The following is a 25,112-nucleotide window of genomic DNA, read 5'->3' as shown; positions in this document are numbered from 1 at the left end:
TAGGACATCGCCCAGGCCGTGCGGGCGGCGCTGTTCCGCGCCGCCGGGCAACGCGTGCCGCTGGTCGAGATCATCACCGGCAAGGGGTCGGGCAAGCTGCGGACCCGCGTGCTCGCGATGCTCAGGCAGCCGCACGTCAAGAAGCTCTACCGGCGCGTCGAGACCGCTCCCGGCAACGACGGCGTGGTGCTCGTGCACCTGAGGTGAGCGCTCAGGCGCCGCTGGTGCGCCTCATCACGCGGTCGAGGAGCTCGGCCTCCTCGCGGCTCTCCTGGTCGTCGGACGTGAGGGCCAGCAGGAAGATGATGATGACGCTGACGCCCGCGCCGCCGATGATCAGCGACGTGATCAGTTCCTGCGAGTTGCCCGCGATGATCGATGCGCTGTGGTCGTGCGCCATGTTCATCGCGTACATGCCCGTGTAGTGCATGCCGGTGACGGCCACGCCCATCACCAGGGCGGCGCCGATGACGGCGAGGAAGCCGCTCACCTTGCGGGTGAACCACAGGGCGACGGTCGAGGCGACGACGGCGATCACGACGGACAGCGCGACCAGGCCGATGTTGTACGAGACCTGCGCGTTGATCACGATGGCGGCCATGCCGGTGTAGTGCATCGCGGCGACGCCGAGACCGGTGACGAGGCCGCCCGCGGCCAGCGGCCAGAAGCGGGTGTCGCCGTTGATGCCGTAGCGGCGGACGAGGAACAGGCCCGCGGCGACCACGACGATGGCGACGACCATGCTCAGCAACGTGATCGGGATGTCGTAGGACACGTTGGCGCCCATCCACGTGCCGAGCATCGCGGTGAAGTGCATGCCCCAGATGCCGAGCCCGCCGATCGACACCGCGGCGACGGCGATCCACCAGTTGCGCGTCGTGCGGGCCGCGTGGCGTGCTCGTTCCGCGGAGAGAAGGCCCAGGACGGAGCCGAGAACGGCTACCGCGTAGGCCGCCAACGGCGTGAACGTCCCCATGTCCATGCGCGAGATGAAAACATTTCGAATCTATCGGGCGCAAGGCCGTGCGGGACAAGGGAAAGTGACAACACGAAGCGCGATCGGACGGGCACGCGACGCGTCCGTCCACACAGGACTACTCTGTGTCTACCTAGGACCGCTGGATGAGCATCCGTTGGGCGCGCGGGAAATCGCGCAGCCGCGCTGCCAGAGCGGTGAGAGTCGGTTGCAGCACACGACTCGGCACGCCGCGCGCGTCGAGCACGTCGCCGGTCCACGAGAGGAACGACAGGAACAGCGAGTCATCGTCCACGTACAGAGAGGTGGCGAGGAACTCGACGATGTGCGCCAGGTCCTCGGCCGTGCGCTGCCGTTGTTCGTCGCTATAGGACTTCATGATGGGCAGAACCGCTTCGAGGTCCCGGTACACCGTGCGCACCAAGTCACGCGCGTTGCGCGACACGTAGGTGTACTCCTGGTCCGCGAGGTGCGGCAGGTCGTCGATCGGCTGGTGCGGTGCCGACGGACGCGGGATCGTCTGCGACACCAGCATGTCCGCGGCCGAGCGGGCGTCGGCGGCCCACGCGTTCGCGCCGAACTTCCGCGCGTAGGCGCCGTCCGGGCCGAACGCGGCGCCGCCCACCATCACCGGCACGCCCGTCGCCTGGCACGCGGTCATCGTGGCGTGCGCGGCGGGGAGCCTGGTCGCGATCGAGCTCGACAGCGCCACCACGTCCGGTCCGGTGCGGTGCAGGTACGTGATGAGGTGCGGGGTCGGCACCTGCGCGCCGAGGTAGTCGACGGCGAACCCGCGCAGCGCCAGCACCTCCGCCAGCAGCCGGGCCGGCAGCGCGTGCCACTCGCCGTCCACGCACGCCACCGTCACGCGGCCGTGCTCGGGCGCTCGTCGGGGTCTCGTGATCGACAACGCGGTCACGGCCCTGTCGTTGATCGCGGTGATCGCGTGCTCCTGCGCCACGCTGATCCGGTTCGCGGCCCACTCGCGGCCGACCCGCTGCTGCACGGCGCCGATCACGTCGAGCAGCACGACCTCGTGGCCGTGCTCCTCGGCGGCCGCGAGGACGACGTCGGTCGCGCGGTGCTCGTCGCCTTCGAGCGCGGCCTCCCAGAGGGAGTCGACCAGGCCCACGTCCTCGATGGTCGTCACGCTGACCTCTTTCGCGGTGCGGTGATCGCGAGAACCGCCATGTCGTCGTGCGCGCCTTCACCGACCCACTGCGCCGCGAGCATGTGCACGTGTTCGGCCAGTGCCTCGGCGGGCATGCCGCCGCAGTCCTTCAGCGCGCGGCGCAGGCGTTCCTCGCCGAACTCCTCGTCGCCGAGCGGGCCGCCGTGGGCCTCGGTGATGCCGTCGGTGTAGAGCAGGCACGAGTCGCCCGGCGCCAGCACCACCTCGTCGGTCGCCGTGATGATCGACTCCAGGATGCCGACGAGCGTGCCCTTGGTGGCGGCGACCTCGACCTCACCGTTCGCCCGCACGATCAGCGGCGGCAGGTGCCCGCCGGAGGTCAGCCGCACGTGCAGGCCCTCCTCGACGGGGGTGACCGTGCCGACGACCGTGGTGATGAAGCGGGACTCGTCGGTGGTCAGCAGCGCCTGGTTGAGGGCGTGCAGCACCTGGTCGTGGTCGGTCACGACCTGCAGCAGCGCGTGCACGGCCGTGCGGACCTTGCCGGTCTGCGCCGCCGCGTCGAGGCCCTTGCCGCAGACGTCGCCGAGCACCACGAACAGCCGGTCGTCCGGCAGTTCGTGCACGTCGTAGAAGTCGCCGCCGACGCGTTCGGTGGCGCCGGACGCCCGGTACCGCCCGGCCAGCTCGACGTGCGCGTAGCGGCGCAGCGCCGGCGGCAGGAGGTCGCGGGTGAGGCGTTCGGTGATCACGGCCTGCTGGGTGAACAGGCTCGCCGCCGAGATCGCGACACCGGCGCGGGACGCGAACAGGCGCGCGAACGCCTCCTCGTCCTCGGTGAACTGCTCGGAGCGCCTCATCAGGATCAACGCGCCCGCCGGCACGCCGTGGCCGGGCAGCGGGGTCACGACGATCGACGCCACGTCGTCCGCGAGCCACTCCGGCGCCGCGGACGGGTCGATCCACCGCGACGGCACCGGCGGGAACCCCCGCAGCGCCTCGCTGAGCCCGATCACCTCTTCGACGTCGACGTGCCGCAGCTCGTACGTCGGCTCCTCGCCGCGCCGGCACCGCGTCACGGGGTGCCCGTCGGCCGACGGCGGCGCGATCACCAGCACCTCGTCGGCGAGGTGCGCGGCGGCCAGCCCGGCGACGACGGTCATGCAGCGCTCGGGGTTGAGCGAGGTCATCAGATCGCTGGACATCTGCGCCAGCAGCGCGGCCCGCTCGCGTTCGAGGAGCAGCTCGGTCTCGTCGAGCAGCCACCACGTGATCGAGCCGTCCTCGTGGTCGACCCGGTGGGCGGCGAACGTGCGTTCCGCGACGTGCACCGATTCGCCGTGCCGCCAGTCGTGCGGCAAGACGTCGTTCGGGAGCAGGGACCTGGCCGCGTCGTTCATGCCGTGCACGGCACCCGAGGTGTCGACGACGAGCGCGGGGCACGGAGAACGCAGCCAGCTGGATACCGTGACCACGTCGGAATTGTTTCATCCGAACCCGATCAAGAACAACGTTTGAAACGCCGCAGAGCGGGTAGTGGTCCTCAGAGGACGATCACAGCATCACCCGTCCGGTGATGCCGGACACGCTGTTCCCGCCCACCCAGATCCCGCCGTCGTCGTCCTGGGAGAGGTGGACGCGTCCCCTCCGGCCGAGCGCGGTGCCCTGCGCCGCGACGTAGGACCGCTGGGCGATGCCGGCGGGGATCAGCCACTGCGCGATCGAGGCGTTGAGGCTGCCCGTCACGGGGTCTTCCTCGAACCGGCTGCCCTCGTTGATGAACGCCCGCACCTCGAACGCGGCGTCGCCTCCCTCGCGGTGCGGCCCGACCACGCCGATGCCCCGGAACTCGCCGAACCGCTGGTAGTCGGGCCGCAGCGCCAGTACGGCCTCGGCCGAGTGCAGCAGCACCGCGACCCACCCCGGTCCGTTGTCGGCCCACTGCGCCCCGGCGATCTCCGCCGGCGTGATCGCGAGCGCCTCGGCCAGGGAGGAGTGGTCGTCGACCGGTCCGCCGCGCAGCAGGGGAGGAGCGGCGAACGCGAGCCGCGAGCCGTCGCGGCGCACGTCCACGAGCCCGGCACCGCACTCCTGCACCAGCCGGGCGGGGTCGCGCGGCGTGTTCCCGGCCTCGAGCCACGCGTGCGCCGACCCGAGCGTGGGGTGGCCCGCGAACGGCAGTTCGCGGCTGATGGTGAAAATGCGCACCCGGTAGTCGGCGGCGGGGTCCTCGGCGGGCAGCAGGAAAGTCGTTTCCGCGAGGTTCGTCCAGTTCGCGAATGCCGCCATCTGTTCCGTGGTCAGGCCCTCGGCGTCGTGCACGACCGCGAGCGCGTTGCCTTTCATGAACTCGTCGGTGAACACGTCTACCTGGCTGAACGTCCGCATGCCGCCAAGCTAGTCAATGGCGGTGGGCAACGTCCGGTCACGGCGCGAAGTGGTGCCGTCACACGTGGTGCCGACCAGTTACCGGCTCTTAACCTCGGTCGTCCTGCCTGCAACGACGGAGGCGAACACATGCGATTGAGGAACGCGCTCGTGGCACTGGCGGCGGCCACCGGTCTGGCCACCGCATCCCTGTCGATCTCGCTCGCGGCGGTCCCGACCCCGCAGCCCGGCGCACTGACCAGGTACGACATCTCCGGCACGTACGTCAGCGGCATCTCTTCCGGCGGGTACATGGCCAACCAGCTGCACGTCGCGTACTCCGGTCTGTTCCAGGGCGCCGGCATCTTCTCCGCCGGTCCCTACGACTGCGCGCAGAACAACGTCAACACCGCTCTGCTCGCCTGCATGGACACCTTCCAGGCCCGCAAGACCCCCGCGCAGCTCGAGCAGCTCACCCGCGACCGGGCGGCGGCCGGCACCGTCGACCCGCCGCAGAACCTCTCCGGTGACCCGGTCTGGCTCTTCCACGGCACCGCCGACGACACGGTCGACGCCGCGGTGAACAACGACCTCGCCACCTACTACCGCGACTTCGGCTCGCGCGTCGTCTACGACAACGCCACCGCGGCCGGGCACGCGTGGATCAGCCCGATCGGCCCCAACGCGTGCGGTTCGACGGCCTCGCCGTACATCAACAAGTGCTCGGCCGACGTCGTCCGGACGATGCTCGGACACCTGTTCGGCTCGGTGAACGCGGCCGCGCCGACCCTGACCGGCAAGCTCGTGCAGTTCGACCAGAACACCTACGCGCCCGGCGGCAGCGCGTCGGCGATCACCATGGGCCGAGAGGGGTTCGCGTATGTGCCGCGGTCGTGCGAGACCGGGCCGTGCAAGCTGATGGTGGCGCTGCACGGCTGCCAGCAGACGTACGGTCAGATCGGCAACGCCATGATGGACAAGGCCTACCTCAACGAGTACGCCGACACCAACGGCATGATCGTGCTCTACCCGCAGGCCACCACGTCGACCGCGAACCCGCGCGGCTGCTGGGACTGGTGGGGGTACCAGTCGGCGCAGTACCCGTTGAAGAGCGGCCCGCAGATGACCGCCGTGGTGAACATGGTGAAGGCGTTGAGCAACGGCGGCCCTGCGCCCACTACTACGACTACGACTACGAACCCGCCCACGGGGGAGTGCGTCACCGCCAGCAACTACGCGCACACGGTCGCGGCGCGCGCGTACGCGTCGTTCGGCCAGACCTACGCGCTCGGCTCGAACCAGGCGTTGGGTCTGTGGAACATCTACACGAACAGCAGTCTCCGGCAGACCTCACCGAACCACTGGGTGAAGTGCTGACCGCCGGGGGTGGCGGCACGCGCCGCCACCCCCGGTCCCGTCAGCAGTGGTCGAACGCGTAGTCCGAGTCGTCCGGATCGACCAGGTAGCGGTCGCGCAACGTCGTGGTGGCCGGGGTGTCCGGGTCGTTGCACACGTCCTCGAACGTGCCGCGCAGGTCGTCGGTGTACTCGATGTCCATCACGTGCTCCTCGTACACGTCCGAATAGGACGAGCACTCCTCCCAGCGGTGGCACTCCTCGGAGACCGCGAAGTCGAAGCCGACTTCGGTGCGTCCGCGGTAGGCCTGCTCGGCGGAGTTCTTCTGGCCGATGGCGAGGCCCTTGCCGTGCGAGCGGTCGGCGAGCAGCTTCGCGTAGGCGAGGTTGTTGTCCACGCTCAGCTTGCCGCGCGAACGCAGGTAGGAGTCGAGGTTGTCGACCTCGACGGCCTTGAAGCCCTTCGCCGCGCAGGTGTCGATGGTGCGGCCGATGATCGAGGCGAGCTCGGTGCGCTTCGCCGACGTCGAGGTGTCGAGCAGGAACTCGTCCGGCCAGTTCGGGTCGATGATCGGCCTGCCCGACGAGTCCTTCAGGATCAGGTGCCCGCGCTGGTTCAGCCAGACGGCGCGGTCGGCGGGCTGGGTCTGGAACCCGTTGACGTAGCAGATGGTGTAGATGCCGGCCGCCGGGCCGGCCGTGCTGTCGCGCGTCACGAGGGTCACGCCGCTCGGCGGGGTGTAGGCCGCGCCGAGCTGGTAGTCGAGCACCGCGCCGGTGGGCGGCAGCTCCACCGCCAGTGCCGAGGCGGACGAGGTCAGCGGTGCGGCGACGCAGGCCGCGAGGGCGACCGCGGCCAGCGCGGTTCCGGCGAGGGCGCGCGCAGGGGATGTCATCAGCGCCTAACTCCTTGATCGCTCACGAACGGTGATTGAGTCTGAGCGACTGTAGCGAGAACCTGCCGTGAGGGCCAGAAAGCAATCTCATTCGGTCAGAATGCTTGCTTGTTTGAGCGATTCCGGCTTAGTGTCCCCGACCACAGAGCCGCACCCACCCCCTGAGGAGTCGACATGGCACGAGCGCTGAGTCGCCGGACGGTGCTCACGATGGGGGCCGCGCTGGCCCTGACCGCCGCCTGCGGCACGGGCTCCGGGGGTGACGGCAAGGCCAAGGTGTGGCACGGCTACACCGACCAGGAGGCGGCGGCGCTCGACAAGCTCGCCGCGCGCTGGAACACGACGCACCCCGAGCAGCAGGTCGAGCTGGTGTTCAACGGCGGCAACGACAACGCGCTGCAGAAGACCCTCGCGTCGTTCGCGTCGGGCAACCCGCCGGAGGCCGCCTACCAGTACGGCTCCTCGATCACCGGACTCACCGGCCGCCCGCAGACGCAGGACCTCACCGACGTGCTGCGCGGCGACGCGGGCTTCGGCTGGGACGACCTCTTCCCGGCCGGGCGGGAGGCCGCGACGGTGGACGGCAAGATCTACGGCGTCCCCGCGCTCGTCGACAACCTCTCCCTGGTCTACAACAAGAAGCTCTTCGACGACGCCGGCGTCTCGCACCCGACCGACTCCTGGACGTGGGACGACTTCCGCGCGGCCGCGAAGAAGCTCAGCGGCGACGGCCGGTACGGCTGGGCGTACGTCAACGACGGCACCGAGGACACGGTGTGGCGGTTCCTCGCGCTGCTCTGGCAGGCGGGTGGCGACCTGCTGTCGGCGGACGGCAAGAAGGCTGCCTTCGCCTCGGACGCCGGCACGCAGGCCATGCAGCTGTTGCGCGACATGGCCGTCACGGACAAGTCGGTCTACCTCGACGCGGGCGACCAGCAGTACCTCAACCTCTTCAACTCCGGCCGTGTCGCGATGCTCTGGACCGGGCCGTGGGACCTCGGTTCGATCAACGAGGACGTCTCCTACGGCGTGCAGATCCTGCCGGGCAAGGTCACGCACGCGACGATCGCGGGACCGGACACGTTCGTCGTGTTCGGCGAGAACGGCCGCAAGAACGCGTTGCCGTTCCTGAAGTGGCTGCTCTCCGCCGAGATCCACCTCGAGTTCGCCCTGGAGACCGGTCACCTGCCGATCCGGCAGTCCGAAGTGGACCTGTCGGGCTACGCCGAGTTCGAGGCGAAGTACCCCGGCACCAAGGTGTTCGTCGACAACCTCGCGAAGAACGTCACCAAGGCCCGGCCGAACATCCCGCAGTACCCGAAGATCTCGCAGGTGCTGGGCACCGCCGTGCAGGCGGTGCTGCTCGGCCAGGCCGAGCCGAAGGCCGCGCTGGAGCAGGCCCGCGGTGAGGTCGACCAGGAACTGGCGGGCTCGTGACGGCAGACCGGCGCAGGCTCGCCGACCACGCCGCCGGCTGGGGCTTCGCGGCACCGGCCGTGGTCCTGATCGGCGCGTTCGGGCTCGTCCCGGTCGTGTGGTCGTTCGTGCTCTCCTTCCAGCGCACGGACCTCACCTCGCCCGGCACGTTCACCGGCGCCGACAACTACGCGAAACTCGTCGCCGACCCGCTGTTCTGGGACGCCGCCCGCCGCACCCTGGTCTACGTCGCGCTGTTCGTGCCGATCACGTTGGCGCTCGCCCTGCCGATCGCCGTGATGCTCAACCAGAAGATCCGCGGTGTCGTGCTGTACCGGCTCGCCGTGTCCGTGCCGCTGGTGACCTCGACGGTCGCGACCGGCATCATGTTCAGCTGGCTCGCGAACCCGCAGTTCGGGCTGGTCAACGCCGCGCTGGATGCCGTCGGGCTGCCGAAGCAGGGCTTCTTCTCCGACCCCGGCCAGGCGCTGTTCGCCGTGGTGGCCATGACGGTGTGGGGCTGGCTCGGGTTCGCGGTCATCATCTACCTGGCCGCGTTGCAGAACGTGCCGAAGGACCTGATCGAAGCGTCCTCTTTGGACGGCTGCGGGCGGGTGGGCTCCTTCTGGCACGTCGAGCTGCCGCTGGTGTCGCCCGCCACCGGGTTCCTGCTGGTGTGGCTCACGATCAACGGCCTGCAGCTCTTCGACGCCGTGTACGTGACGACCAAGGGCGGGCCGCTGCGGGCGACCACGGTGCTCGTCTACCACCTCTACAACGAGGCCTTCGTGAGCTTCGACGGCGGGTACGCGGCGGCCATCGGCTGCGCGGTCTTCCTGCTGATCGGCGCCTTCACCCTCCTGCAGCTGCGGTTCAACCGCCGGTCCCACTACGAGGTGCGATGAGAAGGCCCAGCGCTCTGCACCTCGTCCTGCTGCCGCTCTCGGTCGTGATGGTCACGCCGCTGGTCTGGATGCTGCTGGTGTCGTTCTCCACCAGGGAGGAGTCACGCCGCTTCCCGCCCGGCCTGCCGAGCGGGATCGAGTGGGAGAACTACCTGGCCGCGATGCGGGACGCGCCGCTCGGCTCGTGGCTCGTCAACAGCCTCGTCGTCTCGGTCGTCTGCGTGGCGGGCAACCTGCTGCTCTGCTCGCTCGCGGGGTACGCGTTCGCGCGCATCCGGTTCATCGGCAGCCGGGTGGCGTTCTTCCTGATGCTGGCGACGCTCATGGTGCCGTTCCAGATCGTCATGCTGCCGCTGCTGATCATGATGCGGTCGCTGGGACTGGTCGACACGCTCGGCGCGTTGATCGCGCCCAACCTCGCCACCGCGTTCGGGGTGTTCCTGATGCGGCAGTTCTTCACCACGCTGCCGCGTGAGCTGGAGGAGGCCGCGCGGATCGACGGCGCGAGCAGGCTCCGCACGCTGCTGCAGGTGCTGCTGCCGTTGATGCGGCCGACGCTCGCGACCCTCGCGGTGCTGACGTTCCTGCAGACCTGGAACGACTTCCTGTGGCCCTTGATCGTGCTGCAGAGCCCGGACTCGCTGACCGTCCAGGTAGGACTGCAGAGCTTTCAGGGCGCGCACACGACGAACTGGCCCAAGCTCATGGCGGGCACCGTGCTCAGCCAGCTGCCCGTCCTGCTCGTCTTCTTCTTCGCCCAGCGGTTCTTCGTGCGGTCGGTGGCCGCAGCGGGCATCAAGTGACTGATCGACCAAAGGAATCCGCCATGCACAGCAACTCCGCCGCGCGGCTGCACACCACGGCCGAGATCGAGTCCCAGCCCTCCTGCTGGCGCCGGGCGATCGCGCTCGCCACCGCCCCCGAGGTCGTGGCCGCCCTGCCCGCCCCCGGCGAACGGGTCGCGGTCGTCGGCTGCGGCACCTCCTGGTTCATGGCCCAGGCCTACGCCCGGCTGCGCGAGGACGCGGGGCTGGGGGAGACCGACGCGTTCGCCGCCTCCGAGTTCCCGTTCGGCCGCGCCTACGACCGGGTCGTCGCCCTGACCCGCTCCGGCACGACCACCGAGGTGATCGACGTGCTGCGACGGCTTCCGGACGTGCCCACGACGGTGGTCGTCGGAACGCCCGGCACGCCCGCGACCGAGCTGGCGGACCACGTGGTGGCGCTGGAGTTCGCGGACGAGCGCTCGGTCGTGCAGACGCGGTTCGCCACCACGGCCCTCGTGCTCTTCCGCGCCCACCTCGGCGAACGGCTCGACCGCGCCGTCCTCGACGCCGAGCAGGCCCTCGTCGAAGCGGTGGAGCCGGACCTGGTGGCGCGCAACCAGTTCACGTTCCTCGGCGGCGCGCCCTGGACGACGGGTCTCGCGGCGGAGGCGGCGCTCAAGATGCGCGAGGCGTCGCTCAGCTGGACCGAGTCCTACCCGGCCGCCGAGTACCGGCACGGCCCGATCGCGATCACCGACGAGGGGTCGCTGGTCTGGGCGTTCGGCACCCCGCCCGAGGGGCTCGGCGACGAGGTCGCCGCCGTCGGCGGGCGCTGGGTCGCCCGCGACCGCGACCCGCTGGCCGAGCTCGTCGCCGTGCACCGGCTCGCGGTCGAGGTGGCGCTGCTGCGCGGGCTCGACCCCGACACCCCGCGCAACCTCACCCGGTCGGTGATCCTGAACGGCACGCCGTGAGAGCGCTGACCGTCACGCTCAACGCGGCGCTCGACGTCACCTACCGGGTCGACGCGCTCGTGCCGGGCGACACCCACCGGGTGACCGAGGTGGCGGTGCGCGCGGGTGGCAAGGGCGTCAACGTGGCGCGGATGCTGTGCGCCCTGGGCGTTCCGGCGCTCGCGACCGGGCTGACCGGTGGCGCGGCGGGGCAGGTGCTGCGCGAGGACCTCGACCGCTCCGGCGTGCCGCAGGCGATGTTCCCGATCGCGCGGGAGACGCGGCGGACGGTCGCCGTGGTGACCGGCTCCGGCGAGGCGACGCTCTTCGCCGAACCGGGACCCGTCGTCACGCCGGAGGAGTGGTCCGGGTTCCTGCGCCACTACACCGAGCTCGCGGCGACCGCCGACGTCGTGGTGCTCTCCGGGTCGTTGCCCCAAGGGGTTCCGGACGACGCTTACGCCACTCTCGTGCGCCTCGCACCGGTACCGGTGGTGCTGGACGCCGACGGACGGGCGCTGAGCCTCGGCGCGGCGGCCGGACCGGCCGTCATCACCCCGAACCGCGGCGAGCTCACCGCCGCGTCCGATGTGGACGATCCGCTCGCGCTCGGCGCCGCCGCCGCGCTCGTGTCCGACGGGGCGCGCGGCATGACCGCTCACACGGCCGGCGGGGTCTGGACGGCGGCGCCGCCCGAGGTGGTCACCGGGAACCCCACCGGAGCCGGTGACGCCGCCGTCGCCGCGCTGGTCGCCGGGTGGCACCTGCCGTGGCCGCGGCGCCTCGCCGAGGCGGTGGCCCTGTCGGCGGCGGCCGTGCGCGCCCCGCTCGCCGGCGACTTCGACCGCGCGTTCTACGACCAGCACCGGGCGGACGTCACGCCCAGACCAGTTCCAGAGGACTAGCACATGCCCTTGGCGAAGCTTCGCGACATGATCGGCGGGCCCGCGCCGGTCCCCGCGTTCAACGTGATCCAGGTCGAGCACGCCGAGGCGATCGCCGCCGCGGCCGAGGAGACCGGAGCACCCGTGGTGCTGCAGATCAGCGAGAACGCCGTGCGCTACCACGGAACTCTCCGCCCCATCGCCGCCGCCGCGCTCTCCGTCGCCACCGCGGCGGCCGTCCCGGTCGCGGTGCACCTCGACCACGCCACGTCGGAGGAGCTCGTGCGGGAGGCCGTCCGGCTCGGGTTCGGGTCGGTGATGTTCGACGCCTCCGCGCTGCCGCACGACGAGAACGTCGCCCGCACGGCCGACGTCGTGCGGTGGTGCCACTGGGAAGGCGTCGGCGTCGAGGCAGAGCTCGGCGAGATCGGCGGCAAGGACGGCGTGCACGCACCGGGCGCGCGCACCGACCCGGACGACGCTGCCGCGTACGTGGCGGCCACCGGCGTCGACCTGCTCGCCGTCGCCGTCGGCTCCTCGCACGCCATGCTGAGCCGCGACGCCGAGCTCGACTTCGAGCTGATCACCGCGCTGCGCGAGGCGGTGCCGGTGCCGCTGGTGCTGCACGGGTCGTCCGGTGTCGCCGACGACAACCTCGCGGCCGCCGTGCGCGCGGGGATGCGGAAGATCAACATCGCCACGCAGCTCAACAAGCACTTCACCGCCAGCGTGCGGGACGTGCTCGGCGAGGACCCCGCCCTCGTCGACCCCCGGCGCTACCTCGGCGCCGGTCGCGCGGCCGTGTCCGCCGAGGTCGCCCGGCTCATCCGAGTGCTGAAAGGCTGATCCATGTTCACCATCGCCTTCGTGGGCGCGGGTTCCGTCGAGTTCACCCGCCAGCTCCTGCGCGACGTGCTGTCGTTCCCGGAGCTCGCGGACGTCACCGTCTCGTTGCACGACATCGACGAGGAACGGCTGGGCGTCGCGGCGTCGCTCGCCCTGGGCGCCGGTGCCGCGCGCATCCGCACCTCGTTGTCGCGCCGCGAAGCCCTGGAGGGCGCGGACGTCGTGGTCAACATGGTCGCGATCGGCGGCCACGCGGCGACGCTGACCGACTTCGACGTGCCCGAGTCGTTCGGGCTGCGCCAGACCATCGGCGACACGCTCGGCATCGGCGGGATCTTCCGCGGCCTGCGCACCTTCCCGTTCCTCGACGGGCTCGCGGCGGACATGCTCGCCGTGTGCCCGGACGCCTGGTTGCTGAACTACACCAACCCCATGGCGATGAACGTCCAGTACCTCGCGACCGTCGCGCCCGAGCTCAAGGTCGCCGGCCTGTGCCACTCGGTGCACTGGACGATCCACGACCTCAGCGAGCTGGTCGGCGTCCCGCACGAGGAGGTCGACTTCCTGTCCGCCGGGGTGAACCACCAGGCGTGGATCCTGCGCTGGCAGCACGAGGGCCGCGACCTGTACCCGGCGCTGGACGCCGCGATCGCCGCCGATCCGGGACTGCTGCGGCGCACGCGCGTCGACCTCTACCGGCGGTTCGGCTTCTACCCGACGGAGACGAGCGAGCACTCGTCCGAGTACGTGCCCTGGTACCTGCGCCACGAGTCCGAAGTGGAGCGACTGCGGCTGCCGGTCCGCGACTACGCGGCGATCAGCGCGGAGAACGTGGCCACGTATGAGAAGACGAGGGACGCGCTGGCCGCAGGCGAACCGCCCCCGCCGCTGGCCGACGACGCCGTCGAGTACGCGCCGCAGGTGATCCACAGCCTCGTCACCGGCCGGCGCCGCACGATCCAGGTGAACGTCGCGAACCGCGGCCTGATCTCCAACCTGCCGGAGGGCGCGGCCGTGGAGGTGCCCGCCACGCTCGACCGGCTCGGCGTGCACCCGCACCATGTCGGTGCGCTGCCGCGTCAGCTCGCGGCGCTGAACCGGAGCTTCCTCACCGTGGTCGACCTGACGGTGGCGGCGGCGGTCGAGGGGAACCCGGACCACGTGCGGCACGCGGCGTTGTGCGACCCGGCGACCGCGGCCGCGCTGACGGTCGGCCAGATCGACGACCTCGTGGCCGCGCTGACGGCCGCGCACGGTGACTTCCTGCCCGCCTCGCTGCGGGGCGCGTGATGGACCTCCTCGTGGTCGGCGACGCGAACCCGGACGTCCTGCTGTCCGGCGCGCCCGCCGTCCCCGCCTACGGTCAGGCGGAAACGCTGGTGGAGCAGGGGGTTCTCGCGCTCGGCGGGTCGGCGGCGATCGTCGCGCACGGTGCCGCGCGGCTCGGGCTGGAGGTGGGGCTCGCCGCGATGGTCGGCCGGGACGCGGCGGGCGACTTCGTGCTGGACGTGCTGAAGTCCGCAGGCGTGGACATCAGCGCGTGCGTCCGGCACGAGTCGTTGCCGACGGCGTTGACGGTGTGCCTCAACCAGGACGGCGGGGACCGGGCGATCCTGACGGCGCCGGGGTGCCTGGCCGCGTTCGGTCCTGAGCACGTACCGGCGGTCGCGGCCCGGCACGTGCACGCCGCGTCGTACTTCCTGCAGCCCCGCCTCGCCGCCGGACTGCCCGAGGTGTTCCGGGCGGTGCGCGAGCAGGGCGCCTCCACCTCCCTCGACACCAACGACGACCCGTCCGGCGCGTGGTCGGTGCCCGCGGACCTGCTGGCGCGGTGCACGTTCGTGCTGCCGAACCAGGCGGAGGCGGTGGCTTTGTCCGGATCCGCGGACCCGCTGCCGGCGCTGGCCGCCTCCGGCACGCTGCCGGTCGTCAAGGCGGGCAGGGACGGGTGCGTCGCACTGGCCGGTGACGAGCTGATCAGCGCCCGTCCGCCTGTCGTCGAGCCGGTGGACACGGTCGGCGCGGGCGACTCGTTCGACGCCGGGTTCCTGGCAGGCTGGCTGCGCGAGGGCGACCTGCGCGCGGCGCTGGCGCTCGGTGCGGCGGCCGGCGCGTTGTCGACCCGGGGTGCCGGTGGGGTCGCGACCCAGCCGACCCTGGCCGAAGCGACTGCATTGGCTCGCGATGTGGAGATAACGAGCAGTCCGATTGCGTGATTTGTGCTCATTTAGCGATCAATCGAGCATCATTTGTGCGTTATAGTGATCGGATGCGTCAAGAGCAGCGCCTTGCTGCGATCCTGGGGAGGCTCGCGGACGCGGGCTCGGTGACGGTGACCGGGCTCGCCGAGGACCTGGGCACGTCGGTCGCCTCGATCCGCCGCGACCTCCAGTCGCTCGAGGAGCAGAAGCTGCTCAAGCGCACCCACGGCGGCGCGGTGGCGGCGGAGGTCATCTACGAGCTGCCGCTGCGGTACCGGGTGGGGCGCCGCGAGGAGAAGCGCCAGATCGCCGAGGCCGCGGTCCGGCTCGTCACCGAGTCCGTCCACTCGGTCGGCCTCAACGGCGGCACCACGACCACCGAGCTCGCGCGCCTGCTCGCCGGCACCAGGCCGTTGAAGGTCGTGACGAACGCGCTCAACATCGCCTCGGACCTGTGCCCCCGTCCCACGATCGACCTCGTCGTCACCGGCGGCGGCGTGCGGCCGGAGAGCTACGAGCTGGTCGGCCCGATCGCCGACCGCGCCCTCGCGGGCATCAGCCTCGACCTGGTCTTCCTCGGCGTCGACGGCATCGACGCGCGCGGCGGCATCACGACGCACGACGAGGTCGAGGCGCACACGGACCACTGCCTGCTGCGCACGGCCGACCGCGTGGTCGTGCTCGCGGACGGCTCCAAGGTGGGCAAGCGCGCGTTCTCCCGGATCGCCGGGATCACCGACGTCCACGTCGTCATCACCGACTCCTCGGCTCCCACGGCCGAACTCGAACGGCTGCGGGCGGCAGGCGTCGAGGTCGTCGTCGCCTAGATGAGGCCTCGCCGCGACTGGTGGCTCCTGCTGGTGGCGCAGGCCGTCAGCACGATCGGCACCCAGGTCACCGTGGTGCTGCTGCCCGCCGTCGCCGTCCTCGCCTTCGGCTCCGGCATCGGCCCGGCGACCCTGTTGCTGGTCGCGGAGTTCCTCCCGGCCGCACTGCTCGGCCCGTTCGGCGGCGTGCTGATCGACCGCGCTCGCCTGCGTTCGGTGCTGGTGTCGATGGACCTCGTCCGCGCGGGCGCCCTGCTCGCCGCGGCCGCCGCCATCGCCTCGGGCGTCCGGTCGGTCTGGATCCTGTACGTCCTCGCGGCCGTGCTCGGTGTCGCGTCGGCGGTGTTCGACTCGGCCGCGGAAACCGCGATCCCGCACCTGGTCGCGGCCGAGCGGCTGGACCGGGCGAACGCCACGCGGTCCGGTCTGCTCAACCTCGTGCGCATCGCGGGACCGGGTCTGGGCGGCGGGCTCGTCGCGGCGGCGTCGGTGCCGTTCGCCTTGCTGCTCAACGCCGTCACGTTCGCGGCCTCGGCCGTCGTCCTCGCGTTCGCGACCGCGCCCGCGTTGTGCACCAAGGCGCAGACCGGTCGTGCGGCACCCGTTCACCGGCAGGTGGGCGACGCGATCCGGTACCTGCGCGCGGACCTGGTGTTGCGGCGCAGCCTGCTGGGCACCGCGACGCTGAACCTCGCCGGCAGCGGGATCGGCGCGCTGTTCTTCGTCTACGCCTACCAGGAACTGCTGCTGGGACCCGGTCAGGTCGGTCTGACGATGTCCGCGTTCAGCCTCGGCGCGGTGCTCGGCGCGGCGGGATCGGCGTGGGCGGCGCGCAGGCTCGGCACCGGTCTCGCGTGCGCGGTGTGCGCGTCGGTGGCGGCCGCCGCCCTGTTCCTGATCCCCGCCGCGGCGCTGGGCAGGCCGTTCGAAGTCCTGCTGGCGTACCAGTTCCTCTTCGGCGCCGCCGCGACCGCGTGGGCCGTGATCCTGCTGTCGCTGCGGCAGCGCCGGACCGAGCCGGCGGTGCTGGGCCGGGTGAGCGCGCTCGTGAACGCGGTCACCGTCGCGACGGTCCCGGTCGGCGCCGTGATCGGCACGGTCCTCGCCGAGGCGTTCGGCCTGACGACGGCGATGCTGGTGCTCGCCGCCGTCGCCGCGGCCACCCCGTCGTTCTACTGGACGAGGGGCTTCCGCACCGTCGAGCCCTCACCGGCTGACCGCCTCCGCGATCTCGACCAGGGCGAGGACGAGCTGCAGCAGGACCAGACCGGCCTGCAACGCGAGGACTGAGCGCGACTCCGACTGCCTGCGGGGCTTGCGCGAGTTCCTGGTCACCGTCGACCACCTCTCTGCTCGGGGCGTTGAGCACAGGGAACCCGGACCTGGGCCGGACCGGTACGTCTGCGCAGTTGCTCCCTTGCGGAGGAGAATTCCGGGCCGGGGATCGCGATACTCGGCCCATGTACGAAGGTCCCTTGGATGACGTGGCTCTCAACGTTCGGAAGTTCAGCGGCAGGTTGCGCTCCGGCCGGAAGCTGGCCAACAGCCCGGTGGTGAGGGCGTGCCTGGAGGCCGGCCGGCGATTAGCCGAGGAGGAGTTGCTCAGCCTGAAGAACAAGGAGCACAAACCCCGTCCCCTGTGCACGCTGACGCAGAAGAACATCACCGACGAGGCGGAGAGGATCTTCCAGGAGGCGCGGCACGACGAGCACATCGCCCACGCGCTGTTCGGCAGCCCGCCCGACTGGAGGAAGGCCGACACGAGGCCGTCCGTCGGCACGATGAAGGACCCCTGGCCCAACCTCACCCTCTACATGGGTGATCTCGTCCGGTACGTGCTGCGGGAGCGCTACTCGCTGACCGACGGGATGATCGACAAGGTGACCCGCGCGGAGCTCCGCGAGACCCCGTTCTTCAGCGCTGCGGTGGAGAAGGTCGCGTACACGGACATGAAGATCCTCTACGCCGACGAGACCTCGGCGCGGTTCCAGTACCTGGTGACCGGACTGGCCGACTTCCACGAGCAGGTCAGGGAAGCGCTCGCGGGCGTGTACCAGCACTCTTTCGACTACTGGCGCGCCGTGTACGCGGAGATCCTCGACGCGCGCGGGGTGTCGTTGCGCCCCGGCATCTCCCTCGACGAGCTCACGATGATGCTCACCGGGATGGCCCAGGGACTCAGCCTGCGCCACATCGGCGCCACCAGCGGCAAGGTGATCGACCACGCCCACCGCCGTTCCGTGCTGGGCAAGGCCTGCCAGCTCCTGATCGCGGGCGCCGTCGACCCGGGAGATGGACGGGACGTCGCGGACGTCGTCGACGAGCTGATGGCCGTGCGGGTCCCGGCTCCGGCGGACGGCGGGAAGCCGACGAGGCGTCGCTTCCTGATCCGGCGGAAGGCGCGCTGACCACACGGCGGAGCAACCTGAACGGTTTCGGCCCGCGTCGGCAAAGACGGGGTGTAGGGCGAAGCGAAACCCGAGGAGCTTCATGTCGTCAGACGCGGAACTGATCGGCAGATCGCTGAGCGGAGACACCGATGCCTTCGTGGAAGTGATCAGCCGGCACGAGACCGCGATCGGGAACTACCTCGCGCGCCGGGTCGGCAGGCAGACCGCCGAGGACGTCCTCGGCGACGTCTGGGTGGCGGCCTTCGAGTCGCGGGCGAGCTACGACCGCTCGTACCCCGAGGCACGGCCCTGGCTGTACGGCGTGGCGCTCAACAGGCTGCGGCGGCACTGGCGGTCCGCGCCGGCGGAGGAGCCGGCGCCGGACCTCACCGGTGTGGCGACCGGCTGGGACCCGTGGCCCGAGGTGGACACCCGCGTGGACACGCAGGCGTCGCTGCGGCAGGCGCTCGACCGGCTCAGACCGGACGAGCGCGAGGTGCTGGGCCTGGTCGCCTGGGAGGACCTGACCGTCGCCGAGGCGGGACGGGTGCTCGACATCCCGGCGGGCACGGCCCGCCGGCTGCTGCACCAGGCACGCAAGGCGTTGCGCGACGCCCCCGAGGTGGTCGCGCTGCTGGGAGTCCCGACAACGTGAGAAGACACCCCATGGACGAGATGGATCTGATGAAGAAGATGCGTGACGTGCCATCCCCCGGCCCCGAGGCGTACGACCGCGCCCGGACCGCGCTGCAGGCCGCGATGGCCGAGCCGGCCGAGAACACGGTCGTGCGGCCGAAGCGCTGGTTCTCCTGGCCCAAGGTGAGCGTCGCCGCCCTGGGCGCCGCCGCTGCCGTGACGGCCGTGGTGATCGCCACGACGACCGGTGGTGGCGGCGGCGCGCCGACCGCGCCCCAGGTCGCGGCACCGCAGGTGGTGGAGTCCCCGCTGGTGAAGCTCGCGTCGGATGTCAAGGCGGGACCGCAGACCGGCGACTCGTCGCTGATCATCCGCTTCACCAAGGCGCCCGACGGCAGCCCGTACGTCTTCTACACCGTGTACACCGACAAGGGGCAGAAGTTCTACGGCGACTCGCCCCAGACGCTGCGGGACGCGGCCGCCAAGGGCGACGACCTCATGTCCGAGTACGACAGGACCGTGCTGGACGCCGCCCGCCTCGCCGCCACCGGTGACCTGGAGCAGGCGAAGAACGCGATGGTCAACGCGACGATCGGCTGGGCGCTGGGCAAGAGCGACGCCGAGAAGGACAAGGCGTGGGCGGAGGCGCAGGCGGACAGGGCCGAGGTCTTCCGGCTCAAGGGCCTGCCGGTGCCGCCGCCCCAGCCGCGTCCGACCGGCAAGGAGCTCGAGGAGGGCATCAACCACACCCTGTGGAGCAGCGCCACGTACGCGTTGTTCATCGGCGCCGCCAACGCCGACGTCCGCGCGGGCGTGCTGAAGCTGGTCTCGACGATCGGCGGCGTGAAGATCGGCAAGGCCGAGGTCGACGGCAAGGCGGCGCTCACCCTCAGCGCGCCGCCCGGGGTCCAGGGCGGTGACACCGGTGACCACGTGGTGACCGTGGACGCGGGCAACGGTCTGCCGATCCGGTCCGAGGTCGTCCCGGACACCGGGACCTCGGTGGCGAACTACAAGTCGTCCCGGGTGGACTTCGCCGACATCGTGGCCGGCAAGTTCTGATCGATCACAGTCCGAAGAGGACCGAACATGGTCCTCTTCGGACTACCCGGTTGTCAGGGTCTGCGTGCCCAGCACGTCCAGCAGCGCAAGCGCTTCCGCGTCCCGCGATCCGGGTACCGCGCTGTACAGCACGAGGTACTGGTCGCGGTCCTCGAGCGCGAGCGAGTCGCAGTCGACGGTGATCTCGCCGACCGCCGGGTGCCGGAACGTCTTGGTGAGCACGGGCGCCGCCTGCACGTCGTGCCGCTCCCAGAGCCGCGCGAACTCGGCGCTGCCCGCGCGCAGTTCCTCGACCAGCCCGGACACCTCGGGATCCGCCGGGTACCGCGCGAGGGCGCTGCGCAGCCGCATCACCACGTGGTGGCGGAACTCGCTCGCGTCCGAGACGCCGTAGAGCTCGCGCTGCTCCAGGAACGCGCGGCGCGCGAGGTTGCGGTCGCGCGGAGGCAGTTCCCGGAAGTCCTCCATCAGCGCGGCCATCAGGTCGTTGCACGCCAGCACCTCGAACGTGGCCGAGACGACGAACCCGGCCGTGCGCGGCAGCCGTTCGAGCAACGCGAGGATGCTCGGCCGGACGTCGCGCCGGTGCGTCCCCGTGCGGCTGGGAGCCGTGCCCGCGAGCACGTGCAGGTGGTCGGACTCGGCGTCGGTGAGCAGCAACGCCCCGGCGATCCCGGCGAGCACCTCGGCGGACGGCCGCGGCGCCCGTCCCTGTTCGAGCCGCACGTAGTACTCGGTGGAGATGTGCGCGAGCACGGCCACCTCCTCGCGCCGCAACCCGGACGTCCGGCGCCGCGGTCCCGCGGTCAGCCCCACGTCCTCGGGTCGCAGCCGCTCCCGCCTGCTGCGCAGGAATGCGCCGAGCTGCTGCTTGTCCATACCCCGAGTATTCACGTCCGGCCGCCGCCGAGCCTGGTACAGCCTGTGCCTGCCTGAGCCCGCGCACCGGGCCGACGCTGGTGCCATGACGAACTCTCTTGGACTCCTGGCCGGCAAGGTCGTGCTGATCACCGGCGCCAGCCGCGGCATCGGCGAGGCCGCCGCCCACCTCTTCGCCGGCGAAGGCGCCTCCGTCGTGCTGGCCGCGCGCGGCACCGACGCCCTCACCCGCATCGTCGCCGAGATCCGGGCGAAGGGCGGCACCGCCGACGCCGTGCCGCTCGACCTCGCCGACCGCTCCAGCATCCGCGCCGCCGTCGACCAGGCCGGGGAACTGCACGGACGCCTTGACGGCGCGTTCAACAACGGTGCCGTCGTCCAGCAGCCCGGCCCGCTCGACACGACCTCCGAGGACGAGATCGACGAGCAGTTCGCGGTCAACTTCCGCGCCCACTGGACCGCCATGACCGCCGAGGCCGCGCTGATGCGCCAGGGCGGGGGAGGCGCGATCGTGAACACCTCCAGCATCGGCAGTCGCCGCGCCAACCCCGTCCTGCCCGCGTACGGCGCGATGAAGCGCGCGCTCAACAGCCTCACCGAGACCGCCGCCGTGACGTGGGGCGGCCAGGGCATCCGGGTCAACGGCATCACGCCCGGCGGCACGGCGACCGCGATGATCGACCAGTGGGAGGCGGCGACCCCCGGCGTCGTGGACTTCATCAAGGCCTCCACCCCGGCCGGGCGGATGGCCGAGCCCCGCGAGGTCGCCGAGGTGGCGGCGTGGCTGCTCAGCGACAGGGCGTCGATGGTGAACGGCGCGATCGTCCCGGTGGACGGCGGCGCGGGCGCCTGAAAACCGGTTGGCCCGCCGAGTCGATCACGCTAGCTTGATCCGCTGAACTTCTCCGTTCGGACGGATCGGACCGGGACGACGCCTCTCCGCGCGTCGGATCACCGCCCGCGCACACGCCGCAGGGAACCGGCCGGAACGCGACTCCACATCCGTTCCCACGTGAGGCTCGTCATCACCATGCGCCTGATCGACCACGACGTCGTCGACCCCGAGATACGCGGCGAACGCGAGTTCATGGAACTCTGCCGCGCCCAGCTGATCAGCATGCGCGACGAGGTCGGCGACATGCTGGCCCGCCGCGCCGCCGAGGGCGACGGCGTGGGGGACAAGTACTTCAACCACGCGCTGCGCGAGTTCCGGAAGAAGGTGATCGAGAGCCTGTCGGGGTTCGACGACGCGCCGTTGTTCTTCGGGCGCATGGACTACCCGCCGGGCGAGGTCTACGAGCAGGGCGAGGACGGCGGTGCTCGCCAGGCCCACACCCGCCGCGCCGACCGCGACCTCGTCTACGTCGGCCGGCGCGGTGTCCGCGACGACGACGGCGAACCCGTCGTCATCGACTGGCGCGCCCCGCTCGCCCGCGCGTTCTACGAGGCGTCGCCGCGCGACCCGATGGGCGTGCGGGTGCGCCGCCGCTACGGCTTCGACCACGGCGGGGCGCTGACCGCGTTCGAGGACGAACCCCTGACCGGCGCCGCCCCGGCCCCGTCCGGCGGAGGGTTGCTGGCGCGGGAGATCGAACGTCCCCGCCAGGGACCGATGCGCGACATCGTCGCCACCATCCAGCCGGAGCAGATGCGGCTGGTGCGCGCGGACGTCGGCGAGACGCTGTGCGTGCAGGGCGCGCCGGGCACCGGCAAGACCGCGGTGGGCCTGCACCGCCTGGCGTACCTGCTCTTCTCGGCGCGCGACAAGCTGCGCAGGGACGGCGGCGTGGCCGTGATCGGCCCCAACCTCGCGTTCCTCGCCCACATCCGCACCGTGCTGCCCGCGCTCGGCGAGGCCGAGGTCGTCCAGAGCACCATCGACGACATCACCGGTCCCGGCATCGCCGTCGGCAGGGTCGACGACCCGGCGGCGGCACGGGTGAAGGGCGACCTGCGGATGGCGGAGGTGCTGGCGCGGCACGTGTGGTCGCAGCTCCGCGAACCCGACACCGAGGCGGAGATCCAGCAGCAGCAACGGATCTGGCGGCTGACCGTGGACGACCAGGCCGACGAGCTGGCCGCCGTCCGCTCACGTGGCCTCGGCTACGGCACCGGCCGCGACCTGCTCGCCCAGCGCCTCGCCCACGTCGTGCTGCGCCGCATCGAGCAGCGCGGCACCGAGGTCACCCTCGCGCAGCTCACCCGCAGCCGCGCGATCACCCAGGCCGTGCGGCGGATGTGGCCGCCGATCGACCCGGCCCGCGTGGTCTTCGACCTCCTCACGACCCCGTCGGTCCTGGCTTCGGCGGCCGAAGGAATCCTCACGGCGGAGGAACAGCGGAGCATCCTGCTGACTCCACGGCCCCGCAGCGCGAAGTCGATGCCCTGGAGCTCGCTCGACCTGGCGTTGCTGGACGAGGTCGCCGCCATGGTCGAGCGCCCGGACAAGCTCGGCCACGTCATGGTCGACGAGGCGCAGGACCTGAGCCCCATGCACTTCCGCGCGATCGGCCGCCGCCTCGCGGGAGCCTGCACGGTGCTCGGCGACCTGGCGCAGGCGACGAGCCCGTCCGCGGTGCGCGACTGGCCGGAGGTGTTGCGCCACCTCGACCGCCCCGACGGCAAGGTCGACGTGCTCGAACGCGGCTACCGCGTCCCGGCGGAGGTCATCGACTACGCCGCGCGGCTCCTGCCGCACATCGCCCCGGGTCTCGCCGGCCCCGCGTCGTTCCGGCACAGCGCCGACGCCCTGCACGTGCGCCGCACCGCCCGGCTGTCCGAGGCGGTCGTCGAGACGTGCCGCACGGCGTTGGCCGGTGACGGCTCGATCTGCGTGATCACCGCCGACGCGGACGTCGAGGAGCTGCGCCGGACGTTCGTCGAGGAGGACCTGCCGCACACGGTGCTCGGCGAGGAGTTGCTGGAACCGCGCCGCCTCACGCTGGCACCCGTGACGCTGACCAAGGGCCTGGAGTACGACACCGTGCTCGTGCTCGAACCGGCGCGCATCGTCGCCGCGGAACCCCAAGGGCTGCAACGGCTCTACGTCGCGCTGACCCGAGCCGTGAGCGTGCTGCACGTGATCCACGCTCAGGACCTGCCGGCCCCGCTCGTCAGCGGGTCTGCTGGAACGCCAGCAACAGCCGTGCGGTGATCTCGTCCGCCGCCTCGGCCAGGTGCGCCAGCAACACGGTGAACGGCAGGGTGCTCAACGGGTGCACCCGCACGTGCGGGGCGATGCGCGAGGTGCTCTGCCGCCGCGGCGCGCGGGGGCTGTTCTCGGCGAGCCCGGCGACCGGTTCGAGCCCGGCGGCCAGCGCGACGGAGGCGGGCGCGGGCAGACCGGGGATCTCCGCCAGCAGCCGCAGCGCGTGCTCGATCCGCTCGGCCAGGTCGGCGCGGTCGAGCACCGAGCCGAGGTGGTCGTTCGGCAACGGCGACCAGGTCGTGCGCTGCCCGGTGTGGTGCACGGCCAGCCCGCTGTGGCCGGACGGGCTCGGCGCCGACCGCACCCAGGCGACCCCGCCCGTGACCGCGGCGGTCAGCGGTTCGGTGTCGGTGAAGAGACGACGTGCCCGGCCGTGCAGGGGAAGCGCTTCCCGCAGGTGTTCCAGCCCGTGCGGCTCCACGCGTCCGTACCCGTCCACCGGCACGATGTGCAGCTCCACGGCACTGCGTTCGACGGCCGGTCTGGTGCCGGTGAGGTCCGTGCGCCAGCCGACGTCCACCGGCCGCGTCAACCCGTTGCCCGCGATGGCGCGCTGCGACGGCACCGCAGGCGCCAGCAGCTGAGCCGCGACGGCGATGGTGAAGGCGGCGGCGTTGCGGGCGGCGATCGACTGCCACCCCTTGCTGTCGGCCGCGAGCTTGAGCCCGTCGGCCTTGTCGCTGATGCCGCGGACCGTCAGGAACGGCGCGCGGTTCAGGTGCGCGGCCCGCGCCGTGCCCGCGCTCTCCAGTTCGATGGCCGCCGCGTCCGCGTAGTGCAGCCGCATGTGGTGCGCCAGCGGCGCTTCCCGCGAGTTGAGCACCACCTCGCCGGCCGCGATCGGCCGGAACCGCACGGCGGGCGCGTCGGCCAGCCCCTCGCGCCACACCTCGTCGCGACTGACGACCCGCGCGATCTGCTCCAGCTCGTGGTCGGCGTCCCAGGACTGCGGCCGGGCACCGAACCCGGCGCCGTCATCGGACCCGCCGTGGTACCCGTACACCTTCGTGCCGACGACGACGGTGCCGAGCGCCAGGTCGTCGTGCAGCGCGCCGGCGATCCCGGCGAAGAACACCGCACGGGGCCGGAACTCGGCGATCGCACGCTCGGTCAGCACCGCCGCGGACTGGTTCCCGGCACCCACCAGCCCGAGGGCGACGCGCCCGGCCCGTCCGCGAATGGGCCCCACCGCGAAGTGCGTGCCGGCGGCGTGCCGGTGCGTCGTGGGGGAGTCGAGCAGGTCCCGCACGGCGGTGTATTCGGTTTCCAGGGCCGTCAGCACCACGACGGTGCCCGTCGGTTCAGTCGTCACGCGGATCCTGCCTCGACCGTGCACTCCTGCCCGGGGAAGCTACCCGCACACCGCTTCTTTTCCTTGTCGTGTCGTCTTTTTGTCAAGGAACTGCGGTCCT

24 protein-coding genes are annotated in these 25,112 nt (G+C 71.6%); 17 read left to right on the top strand and 7 right to left on the bottom strand.

What is annotated here, in order from left to right:
* The first annotated feature begins 18 nt into the window (after window positions 1–18).
* Window positions 19–207 (top strand): Smr/MutS family protein, encoded by a 189-nt coding sequence (locus ABZX02_RS18610; protein WP_355299666.1) that lies wholly within the window; start codon window positions 19–21, stop codon window positions 205–207.
* A gap of 4 nt (window positions 208–211) precedes the next feature.
* Here ABZX02_RS18610 and ABZX02_RS18605 read toward each other — a convergent pair whose 3' ends face one another.
* The 4 genes from ABZX02_RS18605 to ABZX02_RS18590 all read right to left on the bottom strand — a co-directional run bounded on the left by ABZX02_RS18605 (window position 212) and on the right by ABZX02_RS18590 (window position 4,496).
* Entirely contained in the window at window positions 212–982 is a 771-nt protein-coding gene (locus ABZX02_RS18605; RefSeq protein WP_355299665.1) for an MHYT domain-containing protein, read from the bottom strand.
* Between the two features lie 127 nt (window positions 983–1,109).
* Window positions 1,110–2,126: a cobalamin-dependent protein gene (locus tag ABZX02_RS18600; RefSeq protein WP_355299663.1), complete on the bottom strand. Its 1,017-nt coding sequence runs from the start codon at window positions 2,124–2,126 to the stop codon at window positions 1,110–1,112.
* Window positions 2,123–3,583, bottom strand: a complete 1,461-nt coding sequence (locus tag ABZX02_RS18595) for a SpoIIE family protein phosphatase (protein WP_355299661.1) — start codon at window positions 3,581–3,583, stop codon at window positions 2,123–2,125. The genes ABZX02_RS18600 and ABZX02_RS18595 overlap by 4 nt, the downstream gene beginning before the upstream one ends.
* A 79-nt stretch (window positions 3,584–3,662) precedes the next feature.
* The gene (locus ABZX02_RS18590) at window positions 3,663–4,496 is read right to left on the bottom strand and encodes a PhzF family phenazine biosynthesis protein (protein ID WP_355299660.1); all 834 of its coding nucleotides are present in this window, start codon (window positions 4,494–4,496) and stop codon (window positions 3,663–3,665) included.
* Between the two features lie 129 nt (window positions 4,497–4,625).
* Here ABZX02_RS18590 and ABZX02_RS18585 point away from each other — a divergent pair, with 129 nt between their 5' ends.
* Window positions 4,626–5,852, top strand: coding sequence for a PHB depolymerase family esterase (locus ABZX02_RS18585; RefSeq protein WP_355299658.1), 1,227 nt, complete (start codon window positions 4,626–4,628; stop codon window positions 5,850–5,852).
* 40 nt (window positions 5,853–5,892) lie between these two features.
* On the opposite strand, the gene ABZX02_RS18580 is transcribed toward ABZX02_RS18585, so the two are convergent.
* On the bottom strand, window positions 5,893–6,726 hold the full coding sequence (locus ABZX02_RS18580) for an endo alpha-1,4 polygalactosaminidase (protein WP_355299656.1): 834 nt from the start codon (window positions 6,724–6,726) through the stop codon (window positions 5,893–5,895).
* A 174-nt stretch (window positions 6,727–6,900) separates the two neighbouring features.
* Between ABZX02_RS18580 and ABZX02_RS18575 the strand changes: the two genes are divergently transcribed.
* The 13 genes from ABZX02_RS18575 to ABZX02_RS18515 all read left to right on the top strand — a co-directional run bounded on the left by ABZX02_RS18575 (window position 6,901) and on the right by ABZX02_RS18515 (window position 19,613).
* Complete coding sequence (locus tag ABZX02_RS18575; RefSeq protein ID WP_355299655.1) at window positions 6,901–8,163, top strand: ABC transporter substrate-binding protein; 1,263 nt, start codon at window positions 6,901–6,903, stop codon at window positions 8,161–8,163.
* On the top strand, window positions 8,160–9,047 hold the full coding sequence (locus ABZX02_RS18570) for a sugar ABC transporter permease (RefSeq protein WP_355299653.1): 888 nt from the start codon (window positions 8,160–8,162) through the stop codon (window positions 9,045–9,047). Before ABZX02_RS18575 ends, ABZX02_RS18570 begins: the two co-directional genes overlap by 4 nt.
* Window positions 9,044–9,850 carry a carbohydrate ABC transporter permease gene (locus ABZX02_RS18565; RefSeq protein ID WP_355299651.1) on the top strand — a complete coding sequence of 269 codons (807 nt, stop codon included), beginning with the start codon at window positions 9,044–9,046 and terminating at the stop codon, window positions 9,848–9,850. Before ABZX02_RS18570 ends, ABZX02_RS18565 begins: the two co-directional genes overlap by 4 nt.
* 23 nt (window positions 9,851–9,873) lie before the next feature.
* Window positions 9,874–10,788: a sugar isomerase gene (locus ABZX02_RS18560; RefSeq protein ID WP_355299650.1), complete on the top strand. Its 915-nt coding sequence runs from the start codon at window positions 9,874–9,876 to the stop codon at window positions 10,786–10,788.
* Window positions 10,785–11,672 carry a 1-phosphofructokinase family hexose kinase gene (locus tag ABZX02_RS18555; RefSeq protein WP_355299648.1) on the top strand — a complete coding sequence of 296 codons (888 nt, stop codon included), beginning with the start codon at window positions 10,785–10,787 and terminating at the stop codon, window positions 11,670–11,672. Before ABZX02_RS18560 ends, ABZX02_RS18555 begins: the two co-directional genes overlap by 4 nt.
* A gap of 3 nt (window positions 11,673–11,675) precedes the next feature.
* Entirely contained in the window at window positions 11,676–12,497 is an 822-nt protein-coding gene (locus ABZX02_RS18550) for a class II fructose-bisphosphate aldolase (protein ID WP_355299646.1), read from the top strand.
* 3 nt (window positions 12,498–12,500) lie between these two features.
* A complete protein-coding gene (melA, locus tag ABZX02_RS18545; RefSeq protein ID WP_355299644.1) occupies window positions 12,501–13,787 on the top strand; it encodes an alpha-galactosidase in 1,287 nt (428 codons plus the stop codon).
* Window positions 13,787–14,713 (top strand): carbohydrate kinase family protein, encoded by a 927-nt coding sequence (locus ABZX02_RS18540; RefSeq protein ID WP_355299642.1) that lies wholly within the window; start codon window positions 13,787–13,789, stop codon window positions 14,711–14,713. Before melA ends, ABZX02_RS18540 begins: the two co-directional genes overlap by 1 nt.
* A 53-nt stretch (window positions 14,714–14,766) precedes the next feature.
* Window positions 14,767–15,525 carry a DeoR/GlpR family DNA-binding transcription regulator gene (locus tag ABZX02_RS18535; protein ID WP_355299640.1) on the top strand — a complete coding sequence of 253 codons (759 nt, stop codon included), beginning with the start codon at window positions 14,767–14,769 and terminating at the stop codon, window positions 15,523–15,525.
* Entirely contained in the window at window positions 15,526–16,815 is a 1,290-nt protein-coding gene (locus ABZX02_RS18530; protein WP_355299638.1) for an MFS transporter, read from the top strand.
* Window positions 16,816–17,009: 194 nt separating this feature from the next.
* Complete coding sequence (locus ABZX02_RS18525) at window positions 17,010–17,933, top strand: hypothetical protein (RefSeq protein WP_355299637.1); 924 nt, start codon at window positions 17,010–17,012, stop codon at window positions 17,931–17,933.
* An 82-nt stretch (window positions 17,934–18,015) separates the two neighbouring features.
* Complete coding sequence (locus tag ABZX02_RS18520; RefSeq protein ID WP_355299635.1) at window positions 18,016–18,570, top strand: sigma-70 family RNA polymerase sigma factor; 555 nt, start codon at window positions 18,016–18,018, stop codon at window positions 18,568–18,570.
* 11 nt (window positions 18,571–18,581) lie between these two features.
* Entirely contained in the window at window positions 18,582–19,613 is a 1,032-nt protein-coding gene (locus ABZX02_RS18515) for a hypothetical protein (RefSeq protein ID WP_355299633.1), read from the top strand.
* Between the two features lie 42 nt (window positions 19,614–19,655).
* On the opposite strand, the gene ABZX02_RS18510 is transcribed toward ABZX02_RS18515, so the two are convergent.
* The gene (locus tag ABZX02_RS18510; RefSeq protein WP_355299631.1) at window positions 19,656–20,492 is read right to left on the bottom strand and encodes a helix-turn-helix transcriptional regulator; all 837 of its coding nucleotides are present in this window, start codon (window positions 20,490–20,492) and stop codon (window positions 19,656–19,658) included.
* 85 nt (window positions 20,493–20,577) lie between these two features.
* Between ABZX02_RS18510 and ABZX02_RS18505 the strand changes: the two genes are divergently transcribed.
* Window positions 20,578–21,345 (top strand): SDR family oxidoreductase, encoded by a 768-nt coding sequence (locus ABZX02_RS18505; protein ID WP_355299629.1) that lies wholly within the window; start codon window positions 20,578–20,580, stop codon window positions 21,343–21,345.
* 159 nt (window positions 21,346–21,504) lie between these two features.
* Window positions 21,505–23,646, top strand: coding sequence for an AAA family ATPase (locus ABZX02_RS18500; RefSeq protein WP_355299627.1), 2,142 nt, complete (start codon window positions 21,505–21,507; stop codon window positions 23,644–23,646).
* Here the strand turns inward: ABZX02_RS18500 and ABZX02_RS18495 are convergent.
* Window positions 23,606–25,012 carry a 5'-methylthioadenosine/S-adenosylhomocysteine nucleosidase gene (locus ABZX02_RS18495; RefSeq protein WP_355299625.1) on the bottom strand — a complete coding sequence of 469 codons (1,407 nt, stop codon included), beginning with the start codon at window positions 25,010–25,012 and terminating at the stop codon, window positions 23,606–23,608. The genes ABZX02_RS18500 and ABZX02_RS18495 overlap by 41 nt on opposite strands.
* Window positions 25,013–25,112: the final 100 nt, after the last annotated feature.

Source organism: Lentzea sp. NPDC003310 (genome assembly GCF_040610935.1).
In the GTDB taxonomy this organism is placed as follows: Bacteria; Actinomycetota; Actinomycetes; order Mycobacteriales; family Pseudonocardiaceae; genus Lentzea.
This window is presented reverse-complemented; position numbering and strand designations above follow the sequence as displayed.